The organism is Acinetobacter sp. LoGeW2-3, from assembly GCF_002688565.1.
Taxonomy (GTDB): Bacteria; Pseudomonadota; Gammaproteobacteria; order Pseudomonadales; family Moraxellaceae; genus Acinetobacter.
On sequence record NZ_CP024011.1, the window covers coordinates 769,604 to 786,492 of the forward strand.

The following is a 16,889-nucleotide window of genomic DNA, read 5'->3' on the forward strand; positions in this document are numbered from 1 at the left end:
CCTCAATCTTGTTAGACAATTATCCTGTCATTTAAAACAAGTCATTCAGGGTTTTCAACCGTTTTTTAGACTTTATCCTGCCTTGCTTAATCGAGTGGTTTATCCAGATGGCGACGTACGGAATGACGAATTTTATAAACAATATAAACAGTCAGAATCATCAAAAATACGATGGTTGCACTCAGGAAAATAATTGTTGGGTGTACGGCGTCTTTGGCGAATGCCACATTAGGAAGACCCAAAGTCAGCATTAAAAATATGGTGGCGAACTGTGTAGATTGCATAAGATGTACCCCCTTCTCACGAAAACGATCGCGTGCGGCAAGAAGAAAACCCATACCGCATAACTACATCTTATGCCGCCAAAATAATAAGTCAAGTCATTGTTTTTTAGTGTTATTTCAAGTTAATTTGCTTCACTACGTGTCACAAAGTGCGTATTTTTGTCACTGTCGTCAACAAAAGCTGCTGCACCGTATTCATCAGTTTTGAGACTCAGTTCCTTATAACTGAACATATAGAAATCTGGATAACGTTTCATCAGAATTGGATGCATGCCGACTGAAAGTGGCTCCTGCTCTTTCACCAGTTTCATCATATGACGGTCATTCATCACCACCAGATAACGTTCGTCATTCAGGCTGATGGTCAGCAAACCATTGCCACGTGCATAGATCGGAATCAGGAATTTATGGTTTAGTGCAATCGCCTGATCAGCATAGCTTTCAATCTTGTTGCTGATGACATTAAACACCAGACCATGCCCATAGATATCCAGCAGGATCTGACGGTTTTCTTGCGGCAGATTGACCTGAATACCCAGTTTCATCAGGTCATGCTGATCAACCTGTTTATTGCTGAGTAACTCACGCAGAATGGTCTGTTTCTGGTTGGCATCAAAGAACTGTGAATCCAGTTGCAGATCATTATTTTTCAGGATACGCCCCAAAGCCATACGATGGCGTGGCAACAGGTTCTCAATCACCTTACGGTAATAGAATTTGCTGTTCTTTTTGACCCGGCGCATTTTCTGATAAAAATAGCTGGCATCAAATTCATGCAACAGGAAGTCATTCACCAGTTCCGAGCTTGCCAATACAGCAATGGCATCATGATTGGTAAAGGCCAGATGCAATACATAATGTGGCGGTAGTACTTCGCGGAGCTTATGGTAATGTGCACGATCTTGAGGATAGTGCGGATCATAAATAATGATGTATTCACGATCTTCACTGACATCTGCCGTAGTAATGCGCATCTCGCCATTCAGATCGGGCTGATAGAACATGTTATAGCGCGCGTCTTTCACATCTTCCGGATCAATCGAATATTGCGGCACCATGGCCACGGCGCGCTGCACATCCAAAGCATTGGAATACTTAATTGCCGCATAACCGCCCATTGAACCGCCATAGGCAATACGCTGCTCAAATGGTGTAATCAGCTCAGCAATCGCTTCCAGCATGGCTTGCATAGAAGCTTGCGGAAACCAGGATTTGTCCTTCGGCATAATCCCGAGCACATTGAATTCAAACTTTTGCAGCGATTTCTCTGCATTGATGGTGGTTCCCTTGGCACGGGTAATCAGATCCCCGAAGGAGAAGATCAGTTCTGAAGATGAACCCGGCATAAAGATCGCGCGAATGTGCTCATCTTCAAAGACGATTTGTTTTTCCATAACTTTCCCATGCCTGTAAAACGAACGCTTCCATTACAAATTCAATGGCGCAAAACGATGCAAAAATGAATATGCTATTTTATAGCGAAGACCAAGATTAAAAAGCGCAAAATATGACACAATCATTGCATCCTGCTGCAAAACAAGGTTTTAGCAGCGCTGCTGAGCGCTATCAGCAGGTGCGCCCGAGTTATCCTGAAGCATTAGTGCCCTGGTTGCAACAGCAGCTTGCTTTATCTACGGATGCCCAGTTGCTGGATGTGGGTAGCGGTACCGGTAAATTCCTGCCCCAGCTGAAATTACTCAGTTCGCATATTCTGGCGGTTGATCCTGTCGCGGAGATGTTAACGCAACTCAAGCAGGTTCATCCAGACATTCCAACCCTGCAGGCGATGAGTGACGCCCTGCCGCTGGACAATGCTTCGATGGATGCGGTGTTCTGCGCGCAATCTTTTCACTGGTTTGCCAATCTGAACAGTCTGAAGGAAATCCATCGGATACTGAAAGATCAAGGCTATCTAGTATTAATCTGGAACCAGCGTGATGTTAATGTCGACTGGGTTAAAGCGCTGGCAGATTTTATTCTACCTATGGAAGGCGATACCCCGCGTTATCATAGTGGTCAATGGCGTGAAGTATTTCAGCATCAGCAGTTGTTTAAACCCGTAGCAGAAACAACTTTACAGCAGATTCATTCAGGAACGGTGGAACAGGTCGTGTCCAAACGCCTACTCTCAACCAGCTTTATTGCTGCCCAGCCTGAAGATGTACAGCAGCAACTGAAATCTCAGTTTGAACAAATCGTGCAAGACTATACAGGCAAGCAGCCTGATGAACAGATTGACTTTCCCTATGTCACCCATGTCTATATCTTTCAAAAAATTCCAACGCTTTGATAAAACTTTAACAGGACAGAACAATGCCAAATATCCAGAACCTCAGCCGAATCACTTTACTTGCGTCCACCCTGTTGCTGGTGGCGTGTAATCAGAAAGATGCACCGAAGCAGGAAGCGACTCAACAAAATGAAGCAGCTGAAGAAATGATGAAGGAACTAAAAACACAGCCGGTGAAGAATTTTCCACAGACTGCGGATGATCAACATGACATTGCCGTACTGGATGATTTTGAACAGCGCCTGCAATCCTTAAATAATGATATCGAAGCCGAAACTGAGCGTATGCGTAAGGAAGGTAATCTGACTGAAGAATTTATGCTGGAACGTCAGCGTGACCATATCCAATCGGCACTGGCTTTATTAAAAAGTCTGGAACTGAAAACTGAACAGGGACGTTATATTCAGGGGCTGATCTATCAATACTGGGAACAGCAGCAAAAACTGCTGGGCACAGCTTCTTCAGACAAAGCTATTCAGCATGATGCCAAGGAAAATGTGAAGGGTTTAGGACAGTATCTGCATGCTCAGGAACAACTAGAACACTGGCGTAATCAGTATTCAAAAACTCAGGCCAAAGCTCAGTAAGACTGATCTGTTTTTTATTAGGGACGTTCATGATATTGCGGCAGTGTGTCATGAATGTCATCCCACTCAGCTTTAAAACCGACATAGAAATGGCAAGTCAGTTGCTGCTCAATCGGGGTATCCAAACTACCAATACGCAGGCGATAAACATCCGGCAGATCTGCTTTTACGCTATAAATCGGAGAACCGCATTCGCTACAGAAATTGCGGCTCACGCCAGTCGTAGTATTAAATGACTTTAGCAATTGCTGTCCTTGCAGCAGATAAAAATCTGCTTTGGCAATCGGACTATTGGTGGCAAAGGCAGTACCGGTAGCTTTGCGGCAACGACGGCAGTGACATTGAATAATATCACCCAGCGGTCCACGAACTTCATACTGGATTCCACCGCATAGACAACTACCGCCATAATGATGTTGAGTCGACATATCAGCAAACACCTTGTGAATGATTTTCGCTCAATATAGTCTAAAAAATTACTTACTGTGAATGTCTGAAATATCTTAGCTTTCAGCAGAACCAGATAAATAAGCTACGACACCTTCACCCGCAGCACGACCGGTTGCCATACAGGCTGTCAACAGATAACCACCGGTGGGTGCATCCCAATCCAGCATTTCTCCACACAGGAATACATGAGGATTGGATTTGAGTTGCAAGTGTTCGGTCAGCACATCACGTTTCACACCGCCCGCACAGCTAATCGCTTCTTCAATCGGACGGAAACCAGTGAGAGGAATCATCAATTGTTTGATCTGTTGCGCCAGTTGTTCAGCATCCTGCCAGATTTCTTTTGCCACCAGTTCACGTACCAGTGCCGCTTTAGCGCCTTCTAGCCCCGCTTTACGCCAGATATTGCTTAAAGACTGCTTTTTGCTCGGCTGTAGTTTTTTCGCCAGCTGTGCTGTGCTTTGATCCGGGAATAAGTCCAGATACAGTTGCATGGGCTGGCCACGCTTGACCTGCTCACGCAAGCCGCGTCCCTGTTTATAGATCAAGCCACTTTCGAGACCATAATGACTGATGACAATATCACCCATGGTCTTGTCACCGCCCTCAACCCAGGCTTCAACCCGTTTCAGTGGTTGACCAAAGACTGGTTGCATAAACTTGGACCATGGATATTCCACACCGGCATTGCTGGCTTGGAAAGGTTCAATTTCTTCGGTCTGTAGCCATGCCTGCCATGCACCATCGCTACCGAGTTTCGACCACGACACTGCGCCACAAGCGAGGATAATGGCATCAAAAGATTCTGTTCGCGACTCATCAGTTTTCAGGTCTAACAATTGCAGCTGGTTCTGGATGAGTTGCGTCACCTGATGGCGATAATGAAACTGTACCCCCTGCTCGGCTAGGCGTTTTAACCAGGCACGTAACAGCGGAGCCGCTTTCATTTCAGTAGGAAACACCCGACCCGATGAACCGATATAGGGCTCAATCCCCAGATCTTGCATCCACTCTTGAATCCAGACTGCGTCCCAACGTTTTACCCATGGCGCTAGCCATTCCGCCTGATCATAACGCTGGATAAACTGTTCTACTGGTTCGGCATGCGAGATATTCAACCCGGTCTTACCTGCCATCAGGAATTTACGTGCTGCCGAAGGCTTCTGCTCATAGACATGCACGTCATAATCCTGCTGGCTGAGTACTTCTGCTGCCATCAAGCCTGCCGGGCCAGCACCCACAATCGCAATGCGTTTGCTCATGGCTTATTCCGCAGCCGCAGCATTTTGCCCCTGTAGAGGCTGGAAATCATCAAAGCGGGTGGCATAACCCTCAGGTTTAGTAATAATCAGCTGCTGACACAATTCCCCACGTTCCAGATACTTGATCTCAAAATGGGTACGTGCTGAATCAGAGGCAATCACCTGTTTCTCATAAGGCAGGTTCCATAGTTCTTTCATCTGCTGTTCAGCTTCATCAATATATTCTGGAATATTACTCGCCAAAGTAATCGAGCCGCCTGTTTTTAGACGTGACAGTAGAAATTCAAAGAATGGCATATTTGCCCAGCGCTGTGCCGGGTTATGCGGTTCCGGATTTGGATACAGGATAAAGAGCTGCTCGACCTGTGCAGGATAAAGCGCATGTACTATCCATGGCAGGGCATCAGCATGCACGGTCTGCAAGTTTGGCTGACCTTCCAATTCATGCTGCTTTTGCATCGCCAGGAATTTTTCCTGGGTCCGTTCAATCGCAATCAGTTTGTGCTCTGGATGTGTCCGGGTGAATAACAAAGCATGCTTGCCCTTACCTGCACCAATTTCTACACAAATCGGTTCAGGGCTAATGCTTTGAAAATCACGAGGGGCATGCATACGCTGCGCTTGAAATTGACGAATCGGCATAATCAGATCAAACTAATGAAAACCGCATAAGTCTAACAAGTGCGGCTATATTTGCCTAATTGAATCCTGTTTTTTTTGTGGAGTGTTGTCTCATGCCAACGACCCTGAAATGCCCACGCTGTGGCGCACTGACTACTTGGGAAGACAATGCGTTTCGCCCCTTCTGCTCTGAACGCTGCAAAATGATTGATTTGGGTGCCTGGGCCAATGAAGACTACAAGCTGCCAACTCAAGATGCTCCTCAAGCCGATGGCGGCCGTGAAGAAGATCAGTATTAAGATATACTGAGCAAAGCAAAGGAATTCAGATTGAATTCCTTTTTTATTTAGTGTTAAACTCTAATAAACAATATATACAATTGATTTTTAAAATAAAATTAAAATAACTATTCCAATGAAATAACAAAAATAAAAGAGGACTTGTGTATGTTCATCCTCATGCTCAGAGTATTCATGTTGCTACTATTTCTGATGTGTTGCACCAGTTTTGGTCTGGGAATCTGGAAAGAAGACTATATCTTTATTGCCATTGGTATTCTTTTGGCCTTGGCGATTTGGGTATTAAGACTTCAGATCCGTCAGTTACAACATAATCCTTTTGCCTAAAACAATATTCAAATCACTGCTCCCCCAAACAAAAAAAGGAACCTCAATAGATTCCTTTTGCATTTTAGAGGCTAATAAATTATTAACCTGCTGTACCTGCCACAAATGGATTATGCTGCTTTTCAAAACCAATCGTACTCATTGGACCATGTCCAGAGATAAACTGGGTTTCTTCTGGCAGGCTAAAGCATTCACGCTGGATTGAATCTAGTAATTGCTGATGATTGCCACGCGGGAAGTCAGTACGGCCAATCGAACCTTTAAACAGTACATCGCCCGTCCAAAGCAAACCATGATTGCGATTATAGAACATCACATGGCCTGGAGTATGGCCAGGCGCAAAGCGGACTTCAAACTCTGCATCACCGAGTTTTAGCACTTCACCGCCTTCGAGCCATTCCGTGACTTCTACTTTTTCTGGAATCGGGAAACCATAACGGGCAGAGACTTCCTGAATCATATCCAGCCAGAACGCATCATCTTTATGCGGACCAATCACGGGCACATCCCAAGCCTTCTTTAAAGCACCGACCGCACCCGCATGATCTAAATGACCATGGGTCAACCATAATGCTTTAACTTTCAGACCGAGCGCTTCGACTTCAGCTTTCAGTTTTTCAGGCTCACCGCCAGCATCAATCAAAACTGCTTCTTTGCTGTCTGTATCCCATAAAATGGAACAGTTTTGCTGAAAGGCAGTCACTGGAACAATTTTGACTTGGAGCATAGGCTTTAAAACCTCAAAAAATTAGTGAGCAAGAGTATGAGTCAATGCATCAAGATTAGCCTGTAGCAATGAATTGAGCAATTGCAAATGATCTTCGCGGCTATTCAATGCCGGAATATAGCTATAGCGTTCACCACCATTAGCCTTGAAGGTATCCGCATTTTCGATTGCCAGTTCTTCTAAGGTTTCCAGGCAATCCGCCGAGAAAGCCGGACTCATGACCTGAATCGATTTCACACCCTGCTTGCCCCACTCTTCAATCAAGGCATCGGTATAAGGCTTAACCCATTCCTGCTTGCCAAAACGTGACTGGAAGCTAATCGCATACTGATCTTCAGATAACCCTAAAGCTTTAGCTACCAGTTTCCCGGTGATACGGCAACGGTCAGCATAGGGATCGCCTTTATCGGCATAAGGCTGTGGAATGCCATGAAACGACATCAACAGCTTTTCTGGCTTGCCATGAATCGCCTGATAGTCACGCACACTCTGTGCCAATGCCTGAATAAACAGCGGATGCTGATAATAATCACGAATCAGTGATAAACCCGGAAGATTACGCTGAGTCAGTACCCATCTCGCGACTGCATCGTACAGCGGCGCAGTGGAAGTGGCTGAATACTGCGGGAACAAGGGCAACAGGATCACGTGATCCTGAGGTTGTGCGCTGATCTGGCTAAGAACAGTCTGAATGTTCGGATTGCCATAGGTCATGGCGGGCACCACATTCAGCTCGAATTGCGAATAACGCTGAGTCAATTCTGCTCTGACTGCTTCAACCTGTTGCAGCAGGATTTCACGCATGGGTGAATCTTTAGCCCATACTTGTGCATAAGCCTGCGCAACCCGTTTAGGACGGAAAGGTAAAATAAACAGGCGCAAAATGATCTGCCAGAGCAGTTTGGGGATTTCAATGACACGCTGATCGGACAGGAACTGCTGCAGAAAAGTTCGTACTGCGGGAACGGTAGGAGCATCAGGGGTACCGAGATTTGCCAGGATAATGGTGACTTTCGGTTTAGCAAACATTCAGATCATCCGTCTTGAGGGGTCAACCCCTGTACTTTAACAGTTTTCAATAAATTTATAATATGGATTAATATACTGACTTATATTGAAAAACCCGATCTTTATCCAGTAAATTACTTTCTATCAATTTCTGGGCTTTAGCCGTGATCTGCCATAGTAAACGCTGACGGTCATCACGGCCAGTCGGTACAATCCAGTCATTTTGTCGCATCTGCATTTTCAGGCTATGCAAGGCACGAATGTTCATCTGTGCACGTGCCACGGCATGAGCACGTGGCATTTCTATACGTGCATCTTCCAGACCGGTTTCATTTAAATATTCATTCAGGCGCTTAGAGAAGAATTCTTCTGGCGTTGGATTGACAAAAGTAGATCCAAGAATTGCCAGAAGCTCAGCCCAAGTCAGTTTTTTCTGAATTTTGAGCTCTTTAAAGTTACCATCCTGATAGGCATGCATGCGGTATTCAAAAGAAAAAATTTCATGCATGGACACTTTAGGCAAGCTCAAGAATGGATCAGGCTCACGCTTGCCTGCTTCTGCTTCCATTTGGGCAATACGCGCCTTGAGCTGATCAATTTCATCATGCAGGGCTTGGGCATTTTGAGGACGCACCCAGCCAGTCACCGGATAGCGTTCTAGCATCTGGGGCATGTTCAGGCGAACCGCCATTTCCAGATCACGCAGGCTACGATAGGTAAAGACCTGATCGACTTCATTTTGTAGCAGTTTTCGGAATTCATTGAATTTTTCACGCAATTCCGCTTTGGCATCATGCAGGGACGGCTCACGAGAGGCAGGGTCATCATGCATAAATACAATAATCGGTTTCTGCTTGGTTACTGCATAGATATATTCAAGGTGCATATAGCCAACGCCAGAAACGGACTGTTCACCATACTGGCTTCCCAGCAGGATTACCACATAGTCACAGTCATCAATTTGACGGCGAGCAAAGGCAGTACTGAGTGGATTACGCTGTTCCAGCCCCCAGGAGAAGAAGCCCATACCCACCAGCGTTTGCGACAAGATGATACGCTCTGGCTGCATTTCCGAACCAGATGTGGATATAAAGACCTGATAACGTTTATCCAGCATTCCAAACCCTCTCCAACTACCGCGAATATGCACAGTTCACCTCGATTTCCATGAGCTGTTGAATATGCGTGCCCCACTTAAAAATATCAAATTTTAAAATAATGTAATTCACTGACTTAAAACTCAGCTTATATATTACTTACAGACCATTGAATATCGTCCGGAATCAGGTGCTGTATAATCGGTTGAACTTGCTCAGCATTTTGACCACTGACAAAAATTTCGATTCTTACACTTTCTTTACGCTCGCCTTCAAATAATAACTCATTTTTGATCAAAATACGGGCGGTTTGTCTTGCAACTGCCAATCCAGAGTCAATCAATGTCATTTTATGACCAAAAATATACTGAATTGACGATTTTAGGAAGGGGTAATGTGTACATCCAAGTACTAAATAGTCTGCACCCTGATCTACAACTGGTTGTAAAATGTTGGTTAATGTCGCTAGACACGCGGGACTCATCTGCTCGCCAGCCTCGACAAAAGGCACCAGATCCAGACAGGTGACTGGGATCACATTTACCCCTGCGGGCTCGGCAAAACGGGTCATGACTTCTTTGATCAGCTGACCGCGAAAGGTTGCTGGTGTGGCAAGCACGGCCACAGTTTTGGAATGGGTCGCCAAAACTGCCGGCTTTAAAGCCGGTACCAGACCGATAATTGGAAAACGCTCGCCATAATGCGTACGCAAATAATCCAGACTAAAAGCTGAAGCGGTATTACATGCCACAACAGCAGCCTTACAGCCCTTGCGATATAACCATTCAATTGCCTGCGCGGTGAGCTCACGAATGTCCTGATCCTCACGCGGACCATAAGGCACATTGGCAGTATCGGCATAATAGACGAAACGTTCATTCGGTAAATGGCGCGCGATTTCCAGTGCAACAGAGAGGCCTCCGATTCCTGAATCAAAAATCCCAATGGGTGCATCTGCAGTAACATCAATAATGGGATCGAGTGTGGACGGAATCGGATAAATGGCGCTCATACAGGGGCTGTTTGCTCAAATGGACAGACATGGCACAAAGCTTAAACCTCAGGTGCCTAAATGCAAGTCTAAATCACCACTTTTCAAGTTTAATACCGTGTCGCCTTCAGAATTTTCGACGAGCTCACCCATTTCTACCAGATGTAAAAAGGCAGCTCGCTGGATCAATGCATTAATGCCGAAACGCACATGCACATAAGGGCGCTGTTCATTATCAAAAGTACGCATGAAAATTGGATGTTCTTTATCTACGATGATTACATCCTGCGTCGTTGTCGTCAGCTGAATATAGCTTTTTCCATCAATTTCTACCTGATCAGCCTGCCCTACAAATAAGGGCTCATCTTCGACTTCTATTTCGATCTGCTCAACCGGGGTTTTGAGATAGAATTTGCCATCTTCTTTCCATAGCACTGTTGAGAACAGGTCAATCATGGCTTGGCGTTTAATCAATTGACCTTCGTGCCACCATTCTCCATTGGCTAAAATCTTCAAATCCATTGTGCCACAATGCTTTGGCTGCCACTGATCTAAAGGGGGTATTGACCTTTTGTGACTGCCCTGTGCATCTTTTATGTATTGTGCAATATTTGTTAAATTTTTATCATCACTCATGGCTGTTTTTTTCGTCGGATGATTCGTTTTTGCTGACTTATCCATAGTAGAAGACCTTAATGACGGAAAAATAATATGTTTCAGCCAATTGGCTTAAACTGGGTTTAAAACTATACTAGCCCACAAGATGAAAGACACTAATCTTTTTGTGTCCAGGAATTATAAATACTCATGGCAGCACCCGATCATCCGATTATGGTTGCCACCGAATGTAATATGAGGAGTCCCACATGGAGCACATCGAACGTGAATCGATGGAGTTTGACGTAGTCATCGTAGGCGCAGGCCCTGCGGGTCTTTCTGCTGCGATCAAAATCCGTCAGCTTGCAATTGAAAACAACCTGAATGATCTGTCCGTTTGTGTCGTGGAAAAAGGCTCCGAAGTCGGTGCTCATATTCTTTCTGGTGCTGTACTTGAACCGCGTGCCATGAACGAGCTGTTCCCGAACTGGAAAGAAGAAGGCGCGCCTTTAAATGTACCAGTGACTGAAGACAAAACCTTCTTCCTGCTCTCTGATGAAAAATCACAAGAAGCTCCGCACTGGATGGTGCCTAAAACCATGCATAACGATGGCAACTATGTCATCTCACTGGGCAACGTGGTGCGCTGGTTAGGCCAGAAAGCAGAAGAACTGGAAGTCTCGATCTTCCCAGGCTTTGCTGCCTCTGAAATCCTTTACCATGAAGATGGTTCAGTCAAAGGTATCCAGACGGGTGACATGGGCATTGGTAAAGATGGCGAACCAACGCATAACTTCACTCCAGGTTACGAGCTGCACGCGAAATACACGATTTTTGCTGAAGGCTGCCGTGGCCACTTAGGTAAACGCCTGATCCAGAAATTCAACCTGGATAAAGATGCAGATCCACAGCATTACGGTATCGGCATTAAAGAACTGTGGGAAATCGATCCTGCCAAGCACAAGCCAGGTCTGGTTATGCATGGTGCAGGCTGGCCACTCAATGAAACCGGTTCTTCAGGTGGCTGGTGGTTATACCATGCGGAAAATAACCAGGTGACTCTGGGCATGATCGTGGATCTTTCTTATGAAAACCCACATATGTATCCATTTATGGAAATGCAGCGCTGGAAAACCCATCCTCTGATCAAACAGTATCTGGAAGGCGGTAAACGTATTTCTTATGGTGCACGTGCTGTGACCAAAGGTGGCTTTAACTCACTACCAAAATTCACTTTCCCAGGTGGTTCTTTAATCGGTGATGATGCCGGCTTCCTGAACTTTGCCAAGATCAAAGGCTCACATACTGCGATGAAGTCAGGCATGCTCTGCGGTGAAGCGGTATTTGAAGCAATCAAGGCCGGTGTAGAGAAAGGCGGTGACCTGGCAGTTGCACGTGTAACTGAAGGCGAAGACTTCTTCGTGAAAGAGTTGACTACTTATACAGAAAAGTTCAACAACAGCTGGTTGAAAGAAGAACTGTATAGCGCGCGTAACTTTGGCCCTGCAATGCATAAATTTGGGCAATGGATGGGTGGTGCATTCAACTTTATCGACCAGAACGTGTTTAAAGTGCCATTCACCCTGCATGACCTGGTGCCAGACTTTAAGACATTGAAAACTGTTGATGCGGTAAACTTCAAGCCGAATTATCCAAAACCGGATGGCAAGCTGACTTTTGACCGCCTGTCTTCAGTCTTTGTATCGAACACCGTGCATGAAGAAAACCAGCCTGCGCACTTGAAACTGACCGATGCTTCAATTCCAGTGAACGTAAACTTGCCAAAATGGGATGAGCCAGCTCAGCGCTACTGCCCGGCAGGTGTTTACGAAATCATGGAAAATGATGATGGCAGCAAGCGCTTCCAGATCAATGCAGCAAACTGTGTGCACTGTAAGACTTGTGACATCAAAGACCCATCTCAAAACATCACTTGGGTTGTTCCTGAGGGTGCGGGTGGTCCAAACTACCCTAATATGTAATGAGCGATGATCAAGTCGAGCATTGCTCGTCCATCGCGCAAGAGAAAAATCTGTGATTTTTCTTAAGCCATAAAAAATCCCTGCCAAGTGCAGGGATTTTTTATATCTGAATTAAAAGGACTTAGCCTTTCTTGACCAAATAATGGAATTCTTTATTGCCATTTTCATCCAAACTCTCTTCCTGCAGCAGCAGTTCATGTCCCAGATGCATACAAAATTTTGGAATATCCCATGAGGTTGAATTATCTGTTGCAAACACTTCAACCACATCACCTGACTTGGACTTACGGATCGCCTGATGCAACATCATCACAGGTTCCGGACAGCGTAAACCACGAGTATTTAATTGCAGGCTAGGAGTAATTTCAGCTTCAGACATCGACATGCTCAGGATGGAAAGACCTTAGTATTTTAACATAAACATGTGTTTGTACCCATGTCTCGCTGCACTGTCATTTTCCTGTTAGCCGGCTGACTGCGACGGTCACAGTCGTCCTAAATAATTGCAATAGACAACTGTATTTTCTACGGTATGATAAAATCACATTTTTTAAATATTAAGAGTCTTTAGGAAAGAGCATGCACGAGGAATCAGGCCCGTCGTGGGGTATGCGCGGCTTACGCAAATGGCTGGGAACTGCTCCCGAAACTCGCGACGAACTGCTAAAACTAGTACAAGATTCACGTCGATTTCTAGAACCCGATACTGTAGCAATGCTTGAAGGCGTACTCGACCTTCCAGCGACCAAAATTCGTGAAGTGATGACACCACGAACTTCTATGATCAGCTTACAGGAAGATGACCAGCTTCTTGATATTCTGCATGTTTTAGTAGAATCAGCACATTCACGCTTTCCCGTATTTTCATCCGATCAGCCTGATAATGTCGTTGGCATTCTGTTGGCCAAAGACTTGCTGCCTTTCCTGACTGAACCGACCTCTAAGGTCGATATCCGTGCCTTAATGCGTCAACCGCTGTTTGTGCCTGAAAGTGCCCGTTCAGATCAGGTTCTGCGTATGCTGAAAAATACCCAGACCCATATTGCCGTCGTGATTGATGAATATGGTTCGACCTCCGGTCTGGTAACCTTGGAAGATATTCTGGAAGAGATTGTCGGTGAAATTGAAGATGAACATGATATTGCCGATGAAGAAGCACTGTATATTGTTCCAGACAATGATCCGACCACAGCCAATACCTGGATCGTACAAGCGCTGACTCCAATTGAGCATTTCAATAATATGCTCGATGCCAACTTCTCTGATGATGAAGTCGAAACCATGGGCGGCTTGTTATTACAGGAAATTGGCTTAGTGAGCGATTTAGAAGGTCAAGTAATTGAGCTGGAAAACTGGATCTTTACTATTCTGGAAGCTGATGCTCGTTCTATTCACTCGATTCGGGCTGTGCGCCAATGAGGGCACATTTCGACAAGTTGTTGAAGCTGTCTGAAGATTCCGAGCAACTTCCGCTGATTTATCCGCTGCTTCTGTCTTTATTTTCCGGTGCCATTTTTAGCTTTGCACTGGCGCCATACCATTATTGGTGGTTGGCGATCCTGTCTCCGGCTCTGCTTTACGCTTGTTTGCGTAAACGTAGTGCTAAACAGGCCTTTGGTATTGGTTGGGCTTACGGGATTGGTCTATGGTTTGTCGGGGCTTTCTGGCTGTATACCTCAATCCATGAATATGGAGATACCAGTTCATTTCTTAGTGTACTGATGATCCTGTTTATGGCTATGGTGATGGGGCTGTTTACTGCAGTACAGACGTTTATTTACCGTCGCTTTTTCCCGGAAACGCCACTGACCTTTGCGCCGCTATGGGTACTATTTGAATGGGCAAAAACCTGGGTTTTCACAGGTTTTCCATGGCTATTTGCCGGATATGCCTTTACTGAACGTTTCCTGGATGGCTATGCACCGCTGTTTGGCGTGTTTGGCGTATCGTTCGTGGTGATCACACTGGCCTGTGCTTTGGTCGAAATCCTGAATCGTCGTGTATTCTGGGCTGTGCCATCCGTACTACTGTTGCTAGGTGCCTGGGGTGCTTCGCAACTGACTTTTGTAGAACAGAAAGAAGGCAGCAAACCACTGAGTGTTTCCCTGATTCAGGGCAATATTCCGCAAGATCTGAAATGGTTGACTGAATATCAGGTCAAGACTCTGCTGATTTATGCCAATCTGACCAAGACTGAATGGGGTCGTGATCTGATCGTCTGGCCGGAATCTTCGATTCCGATGTTCCAAGCCGATATTCCTGATTTTCTGGATGCAATGAAAGCACAGGCAGAAAAATCTGGAAGCTCTTGGGTAACAGGTATTCCTTATTGGGATTTGAAAGAATCTAAAGCTGAAGGCACGCCTAAGTATTACAACAGCATCATGGCCAGCGGCGATGAAGCGAGTGGTCTATACAAGAAACAGCGTTTGGTGCCATTTGGTGAATACATTCCACTTTCTGGTGCGCTCAGCTGGGTACTCCCTGCTTTGCAAAATGACCCCTCTGTAAGCGGTTTCTCTCGTGGGGCAGATGATCAAAACCCGTTGAATGTCAAACAGCATCATCTCGGCTCTGCGATTTGCTATGAAGTGGCTTATCCGAATCTAACCCGTCGTAATGCCAGTCAGAGCGACTTCTTGGTGACGGTATCTAATGATGCTTGGTTTACTGGCACTGCCGGCCCACAGCAACATCTGCAAATGGTACAGATGCGTGCCAAAGAAAACGGCCGCTGGTTTATCCGTGCCACCAATACCGGTGTGACTGCTTTTATCGACCATAACGGGCATATCGTGAAACGTGCCCCGATGGATCAAGAAGCTGTGTTACGTGGTGAGTTACCTGCCATGCAGGGTGAAACCCTGTATATAAAACTCAGCGACTGGCCAGTGCTGGTCTTCTCAGCACTGCTGCTGTTAGTTGGATGGCGTTTCCGTCCGCGTAAAGTGGATGTGAGCTTTAAATCGAGAAGATAACTTCCTAAGTTCCCTCTCCTGAGCTAATTTACAAGCATTGCTTTTTAAATTAGCGCAAGTGAGGGTTAGGGAGAGGTACATTTTTGCCCTCTCCTCTTACGAAGAAATACTTCTCATCTCCCAGAGGGAGAGGAAGTTTTCTAAATTCCACCTTTACGAAGCATTGCTTCTCACCCTTTATAAAAGGGAGGAGCTATAAAAAAACCGAGGCATAAGCCTCGGTTTTTTTATTTGGAGAGATAATCAAATCTGTACAGCAAGATAAGACAACATGCTGGCCAATGACAGCATCGGTATATAACGATACAACTGCACCACCCCACGCTCAAAGGATGAAATTTCTTGTTGTTTCACATCCATCACGCTGGCTTTCAGCGCTGACCAGAAGCACAAAGCCAATAAGCTACTCATCAAACTCAAGGCAAAGAAGCCCACCATAATCTGACTGCTGCCTTCAGTGCTTTGCCATAAATGCAAAATGCCTTGGCTCGCCGGAAGAATGCTTAAAACCAAAAAGACAGATTTCAGCATTGACCAATGAAACTGGTTGATTTCATCTCCTACGATTAATGCTTTCATGCTCATCTCCTTTGGCTAAATATGTGCCATTGAAATGATTATGAGCTTTTTTATAAAAATGAAAAGTCTATATTTATTCATATTTTACGATAATTGTAATCGATAGATATGGGAATAATTCTTATTATAACTATCAAATAGAATTAATTATTATATTAATTTAAAATTCATAGACTTAGATTATATTTATGTATTAAGAGTTATTATCACTTCACTTAATATTGAGACACCCAATTAAGTGAAGTGATATATTCTATAAATGAGAAACTTATAATAATTCTCAATTAAGGTTGATAATAAATATCTGCATCGGTACCTTCACCACCAGACTGGCCATCCGCACCAAATGAATAAAGATCAAATGGACGACCGTCAGTACCTGGAGCGACATATTGCAATTCATTATCCCAGCTGTCTTTCGGATAACCACCTTTGACATAGCCACCCGGTAACCAGTTCTTTGCAGATGCTGGTTTATTCACTAAAGCATCTAAGCCACCTTCCTGCATGCTTGGATATTTACCATTGTCCAGCTTGTATTGGTCCAGAGAACCAGCCACGCTTTGCAGTTTAATCACTGTAGTATCAACCTTGGCTTTTTCACCACGACCCATCACGTTTGGTACTATTAGTGCAGCCAATACACCCAAAATCACAATTACGACCATTACTTCGATCAGGGTAAAACCTGAAGCATGTTTAATGCGTGCCATACGTGAGCCTACTTTTGAAGAACCTAACTGTTCATTCATCATCTCAGTCCTTTTCATTCCATGTCTCTCATTACTTAATTTCGAAAATCTGTTGGAG

At 45.0% G+C, this 16,889-nt stretch carries 20 protein-coding genes; 7 read left to right on the forward strand and 13 right to left on the reverse strand.

Features of this window, described 5'->3' with window-relative positions:
• Window positions 1-86: 86 nt before the first annotated feature.
• A complete protein-coding gene (locus BS636_RS03720) occupies window positions 87-284 on the reverse strand; it encodes a hypothetical protein (RefSeq protein WP_099339593.1) in 198 nt (65 codons plus the stop codon).
• A gap of 122 nt (window positions 285-406) precedes the next feature.
• Entirely contained in the window at window positions 407-1,678 is a 1,272-nt protein-coding gene (locus tag BS636_RS03725; protein ID WP_099337568.1) for a hypothetical protein, read from the reverse strand.
• 113 nt (window positions 1,679-1,791) lie between these two features.
• Between BS636_RS03725 and BS636_RS03730 the strand changes: the two genes are divergently transcribed.
• Entirely contained in the window at window positions 1,792-2,574 is a 783-nt protein-coding gene (locus tag BS636_RS03730) for a class I SAM-dependent methyltransferase (protein ID WP_099337569.1), read from the forward strand.
• A gap of 23 nt (window positions 2,575-2,597) precedes the next feature.
• Window positions 2,598-3,161 carry a hypothetical protein gene (locus tag BS636_RS03735; protein WP_099337570.1) on the forward strand — a complete coding sequence of 188 codons (564 nt, stop codon included), beginning with the start codon at window positions 2,598-2,600 and terminating at the stop codon, window positions 3,159-3,161.
• 17 nt (window positions 3,162-3,178) lie between these two features.
• Here BS636_RS03735 and BS636_RS03740 read toward each other — a convergent pair whose 3' ends face one another.
• The 3 genes from BS636_RS03740 to BS636_RS03750 all read right to left on the reverse strand — a co-directional run bounded on the left by BS636_RS03740 (window position 3,179) and on the right by BS636_RS03750 (window position 5,521).
• A complete protein-coding gene (locus tag BS636_RS03740) occupies window positions 3,179-3,589 on the reverse strand; it encodes a GFA family protein (protein ID WP_099337571.1) in 411 nt (136 codons plus the stop codon).
• Window positions 3,590-3,664: 75 nt separating this feature from the next.
• Window positions 3,665-4,873, reverse strand: coding sequence for a TIGR03862 family flavoprotein (locus BS636_RS03745; RefSeq protein ID WP_099337572.1), 1,209 nt, complete (start codon window positions 4,871-4,873; stop codon window positions 3,665-3,667).
• Between the two features lie 3 nt (window positions 4,874-4,876).
• Entirely contained in the window at window positions 4,877-5,521 is a 645-nt protein-coding gene (locus tag BS636_RS03750) for an SAM-dependent methyltransferase (protein ID WP_171266055.1), read from the reverse strand.
• An 86-nt stretch (window positions 5,522-5,607) separates the two neighbouring features.
• On the opposite strand from BS636_RS03750, the gene BS636_RS03755 reads away from it, so the two are divergent.
• Window positions 5,608-5,793, forward strand: a complete 186-nt coding sequence (locus BS636_RS03755) for a DNA gyrase inhibitor YacG (RefSeq protein ID WP_099337574.1) — start codon at window positions 5,608-5,610, stop codon at window positions 5,791-5,793.
• 147 nt (window positions 5,794-5,940) lie between these two features.
• Window positions 5,941-6,120 carry a hypothetical protein gene (locus tag BS636_RS03760; RefSeq protein ID WP_099337575.1) on the forward strand — a complete coding sequence of 60 codons (180 nt, stop codon included), beginning with the start codon at window positions 5,941-5,943 and terminating at the stop codon, window positions 6,118-6,120.
• An 82-nt stretch (window positions 6,121-6,202) separates the two neighbouring features.
• Here the strand turns inward: BS636_RS03760 and BS636_RS03765 are convergent, their stop codons facing one another.
• From BS636_RS03765 to BS636_RS03785, 5 genes are all read right to left on the reverse strand, one after another.
• The gene (locus BS636_RS03765; protein WP_099337576.1) at window positions 6,203-6,847 is read right to left on the reverse strand and encodes an MBL fold metallo-hydrolase; all 645 of its coding nucleotides are present in this window, start codon (window positions 6,845-6,847) and stop codon (window positions 6,203-6,205) included.
• A 21-nt stretch (window positions 6,848-6,868) separates the two neighbouring features.
• Complete coding sequence (hemH, locus tag BS636_RS03770) at window positions 6,869-7,876, reverse strand: ferrochelatase (protein WP_099337577.1); 1,008 nt, start codon at window positions 7,874-7,876, stop codon at window positions 6,869-6,871.
• Window positions 7,877-7,943: 67 nt separating this feature from the next.
• Complete coding sequence (locus BS636_RS03775) at window positions 7,944-8,972, reverse strand: DUF4062 domain-containing protein (protein ID WP_099337578.1); 1,029 nt, start codon at window positions 8,970-8,972, stop codon at window positions 7,944-7,946.
• 128 nt (window positions 8,973-9,100) lie between these two features.
• On the reverse strand, window positions 9,101-9,964 hold the full coding sequence (gene murI, locus BS636_RS03780) for a glutamate racemase (RefSeq protein WP_099337579.1): 864 nt from the start codon (window positions 9,962-9,964) through the stop codon (window positions 9,101-9,103).
• Window positions 9,965-10,012: 48 nt separating this feature from the next.
• Window positions 10,013-10,624 carry a DUF1285 domain-containing protein gene (locus tag BS636_RS03785; RefSeq protein ID WP_099337580.1) on the reverse strand — a complete coding sequence of 204 codons (612 nt, stop codon included), beginning with the start codon at window positions 10,622-10,624 and terminating at the stop codon, window positions 10,013-10,015.
• A gap of 185 nt (window positions 10,625-10,809) precedes the next feature.
• Here BS636_RS03785 and BS636_RS03790 point away from each other — a divergent pair, with 185 nt between their 5' ends.
• Window positions 10,810-12,522, forward strand: coding sequence for an electron transfer flavoprotein-ubiquinone oxidoreductase (locus BS636_RS03790; RefSeq protein ID WP_099337581.1), 1,713 nt, complete (start codon window positions 10,810-10,812; stop codon window positions 12,520-12,522).
• 121 nt (window positions 12,523-12,643) lie between these two features.
• Here BS636_RS03790 and tusA read toward each other — a convergent pair whose 3' ends face one another.
• Window positions 12,644-12,901 (reverse strand): sulfurtransferase TusA, encoded by a 258-nt coding sequence (gene tusA, locus BS636_RS03795; RefSeq protein ID WP_099337582.1) that lies wholly within the window; start codon window positions 12,899-12,901, stop codon window positions 12,644-12,646.
• 200 nt (window positions 12,902-13,101) lie between these two features.
• On the opposite strand from tusA, the gene BS636_RS03800 reads away from it, so the two are divergent.
• Complete coding sequence (locus tag BS636_RS03800; protein WP_099337583.1) at window positions 13,102-13,941, forward strand: HlyC/CorC family transporter; 840 nt, start codon at window positions 13,102-13,104, stop codon at window positions 13,939-13,941.
• On the forward strand, window positions 13,938-15,500 hold the full coding sequence (lnt, locus tag BS636_RS03805) for an apolipoprotein N-acyltransferase (RefSeq protein WP_099337584.1): 1,563 nt from the start codon (window positions 13,938-13,940) through the stop codon (window positions 15,498-15,500). The genes BS636_RS03800 and lnt overlap by 4 nt, the downstream gene beginning before the upstream one ends.
• A 243-nt stretch (window positions 15,501-15,743) precedes the next feature.
• Here lnt and BS636_RS03810 read toward each other — a convergent pair whose 3' ends face one another.
• Together BS636_RS03810 and gspG are read right to left on the reverse strand one after the other, a co-directional pair.
• On the reverse strand, window positions 15,744-16,079 hold the full coding sequence (locus tag BS636_RS03810) for a hypothetical protein (RefSeq protein WP_099337585.1): 336 nt from the start codon (window positions 16,077-16,079) through the stop codon (window positions 15,744-15,746).
• Window positions 16,080-16,363: 284 nt separating this feature from the next.
• Window positions 16,364-16,831: a type II secretion system major pseudopilin GspG gene (gene gspG / locus BS636_RS03815; RefSeq protein WP_099337586.1), complete on the reverse strand. Its 468-nt coding sequence runs from the start codon at window positions 16,829-16,831 to the stop codon at window positions 16,364-16,366.
• Window positions 16,832-16,889: the final 58 nt, after the last annotated feature.